The following is a 12,029-nucleotide window of genomic DNA, read 5'->3' on the forward strand; positions in this document are numbered from 1 at the left end:
AAACTGCTGAATTTCTCCAGCAGTTTTAGTCTATTTTCTTTGTTCTTTATTCTATTCTCTAAAAAAGATTAAACGTTAAAACGGAAGTGCATTACATCACCATCTTTTACGATATATTCTTTTCCTTCGACTTTGAATTTCCCTGCTTCTTTTGCTTTTGCTTCTGAACCGTATTGAACGTAATCTTCGTATGAAATCACTTCTGCACGAATAAATCCTTTTTCGAAATCAGTATGGATAACTCCGGCTGCTTGTGGCGCTGTAGAACCAATATTGATAGTCCAGGCACGAACTTCTTTTACACCAGCGGTAAAATACGTTTGTTGTTTTAATAATTTGTAAGCTGCACGAATTAAAACTGATGCTCCAGGCTCTGTTAATCCCATATCTTCAAGGAAAACCTGACGCTCTTCGTAACTTTCTAATTCTGTAATATCAGCCTCTGCTCCTACTGAAAGGATAATAACTTCAGCATCTTCATCTTTTACTAATTCACGAACCTGATCTACATATTTGTTTCCGTTTACTGCAGAATTTTCATCAACATTACAAACATATAAAACCGGTTTTGCAGTAATTAATTGAAACGATTCCATTAAAACCTCTTCATCATTACCTTGAGGAATAATAGTACGGGCTGATTTCGCCTGCAATAATGCTTCTCTGATTCTGTCTAAAAGTGCTTTTTCAGTTTGCGCTTCTTTATTTCCGGTTTTAGCTGCACGATTTACTTTCTCTAAACGTTTTTCAACAGTTTCCAGGTCTTTTAATTGCAGCTCAATATCGATAGTTTCTTTATCACGAATTGGGTTTACGTTTCCGTCTACGTGTACAATATTATCATTATCAAAACAACGTAAAACGTGAATAATAGCATTACATTCTCTAATGTTTCCTAAAAATTGGTTTCCAAGACCTTCCCCTTTACTTGCTCCTTTTACCAAACCTGCAATATCAACGATATCAACAGTTGCCATTTGAACGCGCTCTGGTTTTACTAATTCTTCTAATTTATTGATTCTTGGATCCGGAACGTTTACAACACCAATATTAGGTTCGATTGTACAAAACGGAAAGTTTGCACTTTGCGCTTTTGCATTAGACAAACAATTAAATAGAGTCGATTTTCCAACATTTGGTAATCCTACAATTCCTGCTTTCATATTTAGATAATATTTGTTTTTTTATTGATTTTAGCCTCGTCAACCGTTGCTGTTATTGACTATATATCAAATACATACCAACTGACTTAATTCTTTTTTAGCCGTTTTTTCTTTCTTTTAAAATTTTGTCAAAATGTTACTTTTTGCCCCTAAAATTTTGCAAATATAAGATTTAATACCTCGTAACTAAACAAAAAATGACGATATATGTTTTTTTACTACTTTTCTTAAAAAAATTTAAACTTTTTATTAATATTTTGTTAAATAAACTTACTTTTATCGCAATATTTAACAAACCATATAGAAATTTTTAACCAAAACAAGTTTTAACATGAGAAGAATTGCAATTTTATTTTTTTTATTTAACACCCTCTTTATTTTCGCGCAAAAGCAAATTTCGGGTGTTGTAAAGGACAATACGGGAAATCCACTACCTGGAGTAAACATCGTTGAGAAAGGTACAAACAACGGAGTGTCGACGGATATCGACGGATCTTACAAAATAACAGTAAAAGAAGGTGCTTCATTAATTTTTACCTATATGGGTTACACTACCGCAACGAGACTGGCAAATGCATCGCAAATTGATGTATCATTATCTGAAGAAGGCGGACAAAATCTTGACGAAGTGGTCGTTACCGGATCCAGAACTGCTGCCAGAAGTAACACTACCAGTGCATTGCCAATTGATGTATTGTCCTCAAAAGATTTAACCTCTACAGGTCAAGCTACATTTGATAAGGCATTGCAGTACAAAATTCCATCGTTTAATACCGTACAAACGCCTGTAAATGATGCGACATCATTACTGGATCCCTACGAGATTAGAAATATGGGACCAAGCAGAACTTTGATCCTTATTAATGGTAAACGTAAAAACTTAAGTTCGTTACTTTATGTACAAACTTCTCCGGGCCGTGGAGAAACCGGAGCAGACATCTCTGCAATTCCAACAGACGCGATCGAGAGAGTTGAGATTCTTCGTGACGGAGCTTCTGCTCAATACGGTTCTGATGCTATTGCGGGAGTAATGAACATCATTTTAAAGAAAAATGCTACTGATGGATCTTTGACTGTAAGAAGCGGAATTACTTCTGAAGGTGATGGCGAAATGTTGGGCGCAAGCTTAAACAATGGTACAACAGTGGGCGAAAAAGGCTTTTTAAATTATACCATAGATTTCTCTAAGGTAAAATTAGCCAACAGACCCGGTAAAGTTGATGCCCAAGGTGATGCAAATGACTTTTTAGACGGATCACCAGCCGCTGTAGCAACTGTTCAGTCTTATCTGGATAAATATCCTGATGCAAGAAACGTAAATGGTTCTCCGGAAACAGCTGCCGCAAAATTCCTGATTAATGGTGGAAACGATATTAGCGACAATACTAAATTGTATTATAATGCGGCATATGTGTACAAAAAAGTAAAATCATTTGCCAACTTCAGAACTCCGTACTGGAGACCTTTATCTGATGATCCATATTTAAATGATTTCTTTGGAAATGGTGATGATGCCAATCCTTCTTATGCTGGATATGGTCCTACTTTTGAAGGAGATTTAACGGATTATAACGCGACTTTAGGTTTTAAAAACGTTAAAAACGGCTGGAATACTGATGCAAGTTTAACTGTTGGTGGCAACAAACAGGTTTATACGGTAAACAACTCTGTAAACAGATCTGATATTCTTGATGATAATGGAAATAATGTTTATAGAGAAAACAGCCCTATTTCGTTTAAACCGGGTGGAACTTCTTTTAATCATGTAGTAGGAAATATTGATGTTTCTAAAATTGTATCTGACCAGATTAGTATTGGTTTTGGTAGTGAATTCAGATCTGAGTATTTTACTGTTATTGAAGGAGACAAAGCTTCATGGGACGGAACAGGAGCTGACTCTTTTGCCGGAAACAGACCTGAAAATTCAGGAAAATGGAACAGATACAACGTTGGGGTTTACTTAGATGTAGCTTTTGATATTACTAAAGACTTTTTAATAAACGGTACCGTTCGTCATGAAGAATATAGTGATTTTGGTGGAGCAACTGTCTGGAAAGCAAGTACAAGATATAAATTTCTTGATGATAAAATCACTCTGAGAGGATCTGTATCAACTGGTTTCAGAGCGCCAACTTTGCACCAAATTTACACTCAAAAATCTCAGTATTCATTTGTAGCGGGAGAAGGAATTCAGATTAGCGGAATCATAAATAATGTTTCTCCTCAGGCACGTCAGTTAGGTATTCCTCCTTTAGATCCTGAAAAATCGACTAACGTAACTGTTGGAATTGGTGCAAAACCATTTCAAAACTTCAATTTTACGATCGATTACTACAATATTAAGGTAGAAGACAGAATCGTTTTAGGAGACAGACAAGATACTGAATTTGGAAATGTTGCCTGGTTTTCTAACTCTTTCGATTCAAGAACTTCCGGTTTAGATGTCGTGGCTAATTACAATAACGTTGGAATTGGTGAAGGTAAATTAGGCTTTAATCTGTCAGGAAATATTACTATAAAAAATGAAAGAATTTCTCCTGTAACGAACAACTCATTTGGGGACATCCTGAACTCATTGACTTTTACTTCAAGACCTGATACAAAATGGATTTTTGGAATCAATTATGAAATTGGAAAATTCGGATTTTCTTTGAATAATACTTATTTCGGAAAAACTACTTTTAATCAGGATGGTTTAGCAACAAACGATCCTAATGCACCTGTTAATTCTCCGGAATTTTTAGCTGCTAATCTTAAAACCGAATTCATTCCTAAAATTGTTACTGATTTAGGCGTAAACTTTAGTGCTACAGAAAAACTGACTATTGCATTAAACGTAAACAACTTATTTAATATTTTGCCTGAATGGAAATTCGTAGCAGAAAATGAAGCCGGAGCAGCTTTACTTGCTGATCCTGCACAAACAAAACAACAATCTAATTTACTTACATTTAACCAGCGTTATTCCAGAATGACTTATGATGGATTCCATTTTAGTCAATTAGGAACTATGTTTAATTTATCTGTAAATTATAAATTCTAAGTTCAACTTTGTTTAAATATTTAAAGGGTTGTCTTAATGACAGCCCTTTTTTATAATTTTATATTTTAAAAAGAAGGTTATGGCAAATTTATATGAAGGAAAAATGGCTGCGATTTACGATGCCATGTATCAGACATTTGTTAATTATGACGAAGAATATCTTTTTTATAATACTTTACTTCAGGAGAATAAATGCTCCAGTATTCTTGAAATAGGAAGCGGCACCGGAAATCTCACAAAACGTTTTCTGGCAGACAATCAAAATTATCAGGGCCTTGATTATAGCGAAAGCATGATTGCAATTGCCAAAGAAAAAAACAAAAATGCAACTTTTATTTCGGGCGATATGCGTGATTTTAAACTTGCAAATCCCGTCGATTCTATTTTAATTACCGGAAGATCTACAAGTTATCTGATCACCAACGATGATATCAACAGAACTTTTGAATCTATCTATAAAAACCTGAAGGAGAATGGCGTAGTTATTTTTGATTTTATTGATGCTAACAGGTTCATTCCTTTTACAAAAGAAAATCCTGTAATCATTCATGAAGCTCAATTTGAAAATACCAATTACATTCGAGAAAGTCATTGGGATACTAATAATTTACTCGAAAATTTTATGCTGGAATGGACAGCTCAATATTATATTATTAAAAACGGAGAGAAAGAAATCCTTGAAAACGATTTTTCTACCGTTCGTGTTTTTACGCTCAATGAAATTCAGCTTTTCTTATATCTCAATAATTTTGAGATACTTAAAACCATCGATCGAGAAACTTATGCGTATGATACGTATGTTGTTGTGGCCAGAAAAAAAATTATAGTTTAAATTCTAAGCCATCTATAAGTTTCTTTTCTTCGTCAGTGGCTGTAAATCCGGAAATATCCCAATATTTAGTCATCACTTTATTCTTTTTATTAAAAAGTGTTTTCTCCTTAAAAACATCATTTTCACTGTAAGTGAAATTTTGTTTGTTAAAATGGGTTGTAATAAAATGATTTCGCACCTGAATATTCTTGACCTGATCTTTTAAAATCAAATCATAAGCAATTTCTTCATTAGAACTTAGCAAATAATAATCCTCACCATCAATTCTATAATCAACCTTAACTTGCGATCTGGTGATATTTTTTGAACCTGTTTTTGTTTGTTCTTCAATTTGGGCGAGATTTCCGGGCTTTATAGTAATACTAAATTCTACAATCAACTTTTTTATCGGATCGTAAATAATCTCAAAAGTATCAAATGCCTTTTTAGATTTATCCAATGGAGTTACAGACATTATATAATAGTTCTTATTATTTGGATGTCCTGTTGTTGTAAACTCATATTCTTTTTTGATTTTTGAATCTAAAAGCGGATCAAAATATTTTAAATTGGAGTAATTCTCCATTATGTTATTCAAATTATATCCCATTAAATCAGCACTAACATCATTTTCCAGCAACCCGTAAGATCTATTTTGCTCTACTAATAAGGTGGTAGTCGATTTTTTTTGATTTTCTTCAAATTGAAAATTTACCAATCCGTCATTATAATAAGAATATTTGTTATCAAGCATAAAAAACTCCCTTACATAAACTTTTAATCGGTATGAATTGGCGAGTTTTTGCCTTGAATTAGAAACGATTTTTTGAAGGTTTTTTTCTGGTTTTTCTTTTGAGACAACAATTTCATCTAATTTATTGTTGTTGTTTTTGAGATAAACCACAAATAGATCCGGCTTTAAAGAATCCCAACGAAGTGAGACTTTTTCATAATTAGTTTCAGAAACCTGAACAGCAGATGCACCAGTCAATTCAAAAGTTACTTTTCCGTCCTTATTACTTATTAGTATTTGTTTTGTTTTCATGATTAACACCGTTGCATTTTCTATAGGCAATTGTGTTTCTATGTCTTTTACGACTATAGAATATTCAGTATTTTGAGCACTAATAGTAATAGTAAATAATACGACAAATAAAAATATTAGTTTCTTCATAGGCCTTATTAAATTTTCAACTAAAGTATTAATTTTTTATTAATAAATTAACATATCAAAAATAAAACATTAAAAACCAGCAAAATAGCCTAATTACATTGAAGAATTTTAAACAAAAAAAAATCCTGAGCGCTAACTCAGGATTTATATTTTTTATGGTAGAAATTTATTCATCACCGTGTAAAAACGCTTGTCTGTTCAACAGGGTTTCTTCATCTTCTACATGATTATCATCTGGCACGCAACAATCAACCGGACATACAGCAGCACATTGAGGTTCATCATGAAAACCTTTACACTCTGTACATTTTCCAGGAACAATATAATATACTTCATCAGAAATTGGAGTTTGAGCATCATCAGCATCAACCTCAGTTCCGTCCGGTAAAATTACTTTTCCTTTAAGACTAGTTCCGTCTTTATATCTCCAATCATCAGCTCCTTCATAAATTGCTGTATTTGGGCACTCTGGTTCACAAGCCCCACAGTTTATGCATTCGTCAGTTATAATTATTGCCATTTTTTTTCAGTCTTAAAATTAAAAGTCTTCAGGTTACAAGTCAAAAAACATATAAAAAAGACATTTGCAGCTTTTGACTTTAATGACTTTTGACTTTCGACTTATTTATCCTTATTTTTGTGCAAAATTACAATCAAAACAATTCATAAGCAAACATTATGACATTAGAAACAAAAAAAAGTGTTTTTGTTGAATTAGGCAAATTTCTAAATCAGTTTTCTGAAACAAATAACATACAAAATGAGTCAGTTCTGGGCAATGATTTGTTTTTTGATGATTTTATAAATCTGATACACCTTTCTCAATCACACAACGGTTGGTACACACCTGAACAAGTATATTTTGCAATAAAATCCTGGGCAGATGCCTTAACAGAAGAAAACATAGACAAATGGCTCTCTGCATATTCCTTCGATTCCGCTCAGGATGACAAAAATGCAAAAAATGTTGCCTTAATTCTTGCCGGGAATATTCCGTTAGTAGGTTTTCACGATTTTTTATCGGTATTAATTACAGGAAATAGCGCCTTAATTAAAACATCATCAAACGATCAACATTTATTACCGTTTTTAGCTAAATATCTAATTTTCGTTGATGAAAGCTTAAAAAATAAGATCACTTTCGTTGAGGGTAAACTCGAAAACTTTGATACCGTAATTGCCACCGGAAGTAATAATACTGCCCGTTATTTTGAATATTACTTTAAAGACAAACCCTCAATAATACGTAAAAACAGGAATTCGGTTGCTATTTTGAACGGAAAAGAAACAAAAGAAGATCTGGAAAATTTAGGGGAAGATATTTTTAGATATTTTGGATTAGGATGCCGAAATGTTTCAAAGCTTTTTGTCCCGAAAGACTATTCTTTTGTAGCATTTTTTGAAGCAATTTTTAAATATCAGGACGTTATTCATTACGAGAAATATGCTAATAATTACGATTATAACAAAGCGGTATTTTTAATGAGTAATTTTAAATTATTAGACAACGGATTTTTGACTTTAAAAGAAGATCCAAGCTACGCCTCGCCTATTTCAAGTGTTTTTTATGAATTCTATGAAAATATCGAAGATTTGCAGACCCGCCTTGAAGCTGAGGCTGAACAAATTCAGTGCATTGTAAGCAATGATTTAGTCAAAAACAGTATTGCATTTGGTCAGACCCAAAATCCTCAATTGTGGGATTATGCAGATAACGTAGATACTATAACGTTTTTGTTAACAACAAAGTAAAAATATGTTTAATTATTTCGAATAATTTATCGCTTTTTCAGCTCCTATTGCCGAAATTTGCGTCTTTAAATTTTTCGACTATTAACAACAACCATGAAAAAACACAACTACAGCGCAGGACCAAGTATCTTACCTCAAGAAGTTTTTGAAAAAGCATCAAAAGCTATATTAAATTTTAATGATTCAGGACTTTCTATTCTGGAAATTTCGCACCGAAGCAAAGATTTCGTTGCAGTTATGGATGAAGCTCGTTCCCTTGCTTTAGAGTTACTAGGACTTACAGGAAAAGGATACCAGGCTTTATTTTTACAAGGTGGTGCAAGTACAGCATTCTTAATGGCTCCTTACAACCTGATGAAAGAAAACGGAAAAGCTGCTTATTTAGATTCAGGAACCTGGGCAACTGCCGCTATTAAAGAAGCAAAATATTTTGGAGAAACTGTTGTTGTAGCTTCTTCAAAAGAAGAAAATTACAACCATATTCCAAAAGGTTATACAATACCTAGTGATGCTGATTATTTTCACTGTACTAGTAACAATACTATTTTTGGAACTCAAATGAAAGATTTTCCAGTAACCAACGTTCCTGTTGTTTGCGATATGAGTTCTGATATTTTTTCACGTGATTTAGATTTCTCTAAATTTGACTTAATCTACGCCGGAGCTCAAAAAAATATGGGTCCTGCAGGAACTACTTTGGTAGTTGTTAAAGAAGAAATCTTAGAAAAAAGCGGAAGAACTATCCCAAGCATGTTAGACTATGCTAAACATATTAAAGCAGAAAGTATGTATAATACTCCTCCTGTTTTTGCAGTTTATGTTTCGTTATTGACTTTACAATGGATTAAAGCTAAAGGCGGAGTTGCTGCTGTGGAAAAATTAAACGACGCAAAAGCTGATTTACTTTATGCTGAAATCGACAGAAACCCATTATTCAAAGGTGCTGCAGCGGTAGAAGATCGTTCTAAAATGAATGTTACTTTCTTATTAAACAACGCTGACCATACAGAAACTTTTGATGCTTTATGGAAAGCTGCAGGAATTTCAGGATTGCCAGGTCACCGTTCAGTTGGTGGTTACAGAGCTTCTATTTACAATGCAATGCCTATCGAAAGTGTTCAGGTATTGGTTGATGTAATGAAAGCTTTGGAGTCTAAAGTTTAGTTTATACAGTTTACAGTCTCAGTTTACAGTTTTCAGCAAACTGAGACTGAGACTGTAAACTGAGATTGAGTACTAAATTCCTAGCCCCGATAGAAGTGGAAATCCTTTTTTATTTTTTCTTTAAAAATAAAAAAGATTGTAACGTCCCGAGGCTTCGGGAGCAGGAAACAGCTCCAAAAGAAAAAATAATAGTTGGTTTATCAATTAAACGATTAACCAAATAAACAAAATAAAAACACAATGAAAGTATTAGCAAATGATGGAATTTCAAAAAGTGGAATTCTGGCTTTAGAAAAAGGTGGATTTGAAGTTATAACTACAAAAGTAGCTCAGGAACAAGTAGCTAATTTTGTAAATGAAAATAATGTAGACGTAGTTTTAGTGCGTAGTGCAACTAAAGTACGTAAAGATATTATTGATGCTTGCCCGGGACTTAAAATTATTGGTCGTGGTGGTGTTGGTATGGATAATATCGATGTTGATTATGCAAAAAGCAAAGGAATCCATGTAATCAATACACCGGCTTCATCATCAGAATCTGTTGCTGAATTGGTTTTTGGACACTTGTTTTCTGGTGTTCGTTTCTTGCATGATTCAAACAGAAATATGCCTCTTGAAGGAGATTCAAACTTTGATGGTTTGAAAAAAGCATATGCAAATGGAACTGAATTAAGAGGTAAAACTTTAGGTATTGTTGGTATTGGCCGTATTGGACAAGCAACTGCAAAAATGGCTCTTGGTTTAGGTATGAAAGTTATCGCTGCAGATAGTTTTATTCCGCAAGTAGATGTAAAAGTGGAGTTTTTTGACGGACAATCTATCACAGCTACAATCGTTTCTCAATCATTAGAGTCTTTATTTAAAGAAGCTGATTTCATTACCTTACACGTTCCTGCTCAGGATGGTTACATCATTGGAGAAAAAGAATTGGCGATCATGAAAGATGGTGTTGGAATCGTAAACTGCGCCCGTGGTGGTGTTATTGACGAAGTGGCGCTAGTAAAAGCTTTGGACTCAGGTAAAGTTGCTTTTGCAGGTTTAGACGTTTTTGAAAGCGAACCAAAACCGGAAATGGCGATCTTAATGCACACTAAAATTTCTCTTACTCCACACATTGGAGCTGCAACAGGAGAAGCACAAGACAGAATTGGAACAGAATTAGCGTCACAAATTATTACTTTGTTGAGCTAAGCAATTAAAAAATAGAGTAACTTTAAAGGGATTTATTACAAATTTGTAATAAATCCCTTTCTTTTTTATTAAATTTGTCGTCTAATCTAAATCTAAAAATCATGTTTGAACAATTAACACAATTAGTGCAGCAATACGGAGGCAACGCTGTTGTAAACAATAGTGCTGTGCCAAATGAGCATAATGAAGCCGTAATAACGGAGACAAGTACTTCGATATTTGCAGGATTACAAAAAATCGCTTCAGAAGGCGGAGGCGAGCAATTGGCCAGTTTATTTAGTGGTAAATCGGCTATTGATAGTTCCAACCCTGTTGTACAGCAAATAACACAACAGCTGTCAGGAAAACTTGGTGAAAAATTTGGATTAAGCAGTGATGCCTCTTCAGGTGTTGCAGCAAGTATGATTCCGCAAATATTAAGCTCTTTAGTCAATAAAGCAAAAGACCCTAATGACAGCAGTTTTCAGATTTCTGATATTATCAGTTCTCTAACAGGTAATAGCGGACAAGCTTCCGGCATTATGGAAACGATTAATAAATACGGAATGCAATTTGGTTTAGACCAAAACAATGACGGAAAAGTAGATGTCGCAGATGTTCTTGTAGTAACCAAAACCAAAGGCGGAATTGCCGGATTTATTGGTAAATTATTTGGGAGTAAATAGCTTCTTAAAAGTTGCTAAGATTCTGAGTTGCTAAGCAACTAAGATAACAAAAGCTGTTTACTCAAAGTAAGCGGCTTTTTCTTTTAGAAAATATCATAAATACTTAGCAACTCAGAACCTTAGCATCTTAGAGCCTTTTTTACAAAACTGTTAAATAACAAAATTTTCAATTTAATAATTTGTAATTTTAGGTTCGAAAGTAAAAGTCATGAAAAAAATCATTTCCATATTAGTCCTTTTGTTTACGATTATTGCATGTTCTACAGCTTCTAAAAATACTGTTGCCACGAATTCTGTATCTAAATCTAATACGGCAGTAAATGACACGGTTCGTATTGCTAATGACTCGCTCGAATATGAAGTTATAATTATAGACAACGGCTTTAGTAACTGGCTGGCATCAATGGCGCTTCCGCGAAATTATTATTCTCTTTCTTATCTTGAAAATAAAAATTACTTATACGTAACAGAATGGAATAATCGTGTTTTACAACCGCAGCGCTACAATCCTAATTTATACGAAATGACAATCGACTACAGGCCAAATATTCATTATGGCTACGAAGTAAATTACCTGATTTATAATTATATGGTTTATTTTCAAAATACATACAAACAAAAGCTCGGCGGGTATGTTCCTATAAGATAATGTTCTTATATTTGTAATCATTGCAAATAAAAATGAACAGATTAAAAAAACGTTGGGGAATTACCTCAAACCTACAAGCCATCATTATATTTATTGTTTTTGCCATCACTGGATCGGCATCTGCATGGTTGTCTAAACCCTTTTGTGTGTTTCTGGGCATCACCAAAGAAGATTTTGGCGGATGGTTTACTTTAATCCGTTTATTGATTATTTTTCCTATTTACCAGGTTTTACTGGTTGCTATAGGAACTATTTTTGGGCAATTCCGCTTCTTCTGGAATTTCGAAAAGAAAATGCTTAAAAATATGGGACTTGGTTTTTTATTTAAAGATTAATTCCTTCTAAAATTCCTTTTTTTCCTTTAATCCTTTTTGATCTCTGATCTAATTGGGCATTTATTTTTAATATAAAATTTAG

11 protein-coding genes are annotated in these 12,029 nt (G+C 33.5%); 8 read left to right on the forward strand and 3 right to left on the reverse strand.

Annotated features, from left to right (window positions below; translation table 11 throughout):
- Window positions 1–68: 68 nt before the first annotated feature.
- On the reverse strand, window positions 69–1,163 hold the full coding sequence (gene ychF, locus RC62_RS20615) for a redox-regulated ATPase YchF (RefSeq protein ID WP_055098221.1): 1,095 nt from the start codon (window positions 1,161–1,163) through the stop codon (window positions 69–71).
- Between the two features lie 331 nt (window positions 1,164–1,494).
- On the opposite strand from ychF, the gene RC62_RS20620 reads away from it, so the two are divergent.
- Together RC62_RS20620 and RC62_RS20625 are read left to right on the forward strand one after the other, a co-directional pair.
- Window positions 1,495–4,206, forward strand: coding sequence for a TonB-dependent receptor (locus RC62_RS20620; RefSeq protein ID WP_055098222.1), 2,712 nt, complete (start codon window positions 1,495–1,497; stop codon window positions 4,204–4,206).
- Between the two features lie 79 nt (window positions 4,207–4,285).
- Entirely contained in the window at window positions 4,286–5,038 is a 753-nt protein-coding gene (locus RC62_RS20625) for a class I SAM-dependent DNA methyltransferase (RefSeq protein ID WP_055098223.1), read from the forward strand.
- On the opposite strand, the gene RC62_RS20630 is transcribed toward RC62_RS20625, so the two are convergent.
- Window positions 5,028–6,191, reverse strand: a complete 1,164-nt coding sequence (locus RC62_RS20630) for a hypothetical protein (protein ID WP_055098224.1) — start codon at window positions 6,189–6,191, stop codon at window positions 5,028–5,030. The two genes, RC62_RS20625 and RC62_RS20630, sit on opposite strands and share 11 nt — an antisense overlap.
- A 166-nt stretch (window positions 6,192–6,357) precedes the next feature.
- Window positions 6,358–6,711, reverse strand: a complete 354-nt coding sequence (locus RC62_RS20635) for a 4Fe-4S dicluster domain-containing protein (RefSeq protein WP_029269133.1) — start codon at window positions 6,709–6,711, stop codon at window positions 6,358–6,360.
- Window positions 6,712–6,869: 158 nt separating this feature from the next.
- On the opposite strand from RC62_RS20635, the gene RC62_RS20640 reads away from it, so the two are divergent.
- The 6 genes from RC62_RS20640 (at window position 6,870) to RC62_RS20665 (ending at window position 11,947) form a co-directional block, all read left to right on the forward strand.
- Window positions 6,870–7,943 carry an acyl-CoA reductase gene (locus RC62_RS20640; RefSeq protein ID WP_055098225.1) on the forward strand — a complete coding sequence of 358 codons (1,074 nt, stop codon included), beginning with the start codon at window positions 6,870–6,872 and terminating at the stop codon, window positions 7,941–7,943.
- 93 nt (window positions 7,944–8,036) lie between these two features.
- Entirely contained in the window at window positions 8,037–9,107 is a 1,071-nt protein-coding gene (serC, locus tag RC62_RS20645) for a 3-phosphoserine/phosphohydroxythreonine transaminase (RefSeq protein WP_055098226.1), read from the forward strand.
- Window positions 9,108–9,347: 240 nt separating this feature from the next.
- Window positions 9,348–10,298: a D-2-hydroxyacid dehydrogenase gene (locus RC62_RS20650; RefSeq protein WP_055098227.1), complete on the forward strand. Its 951-nt coding sequence runs from the start codon at window positions 9,348–9,350 to the stop codon at window positions 10,296–10,298.
- Between the two features lie 101 nt (window positions 10,299–10,399).
- The gene (locus RC62_RS20655; RefSeq protein WP_055098228.1) at window positions 10,400–10,963 is read left to right on the forward strand and encodes a hypothetical protein; all 564 of its coding nucleotides are present in this window, start codon (window positions 10,400–10,402) and stop codon (window positions 10,961–10,963) included.
- Window positions 10,964–11,171: 208 nt separating this feature from the next.
- Window positions 11,172–11,612, forward strand: a complete 441-nt coding sequence (locus tag RC62_RS20660) for a DUF6146 family protein (RefSeq protein WP_055098229.1) — start codon at window positions 11,172–11,174, stop codon at window positions 11,610–11,612.
- Between the two features lie 32 nt (window positions 11,613–11,644).
- Entirely contained in the window at window positions 11,645–11,947 is a 303-nt protein-coding gene (locus RC62_RS20665) for a DUF6787 family protein (RefSeq protein WP_055098230.1), read from the forward strand.
- Window positions 11,948–12,029: the final 82 nt, after the last annotated feature.

The sequence above is a fragment of the Flavobacterium aquidurense genome, assembly GCF_001404985.1.
In the GTDB taxonomy this organism is placed as follows: domain Bacteria; phylum Bacteroidota; class Bacteroidia; order Flavobacteriales; family Flavobacteriaceae; genus Flavobacterium; species Flavobacterium aquidurense_B.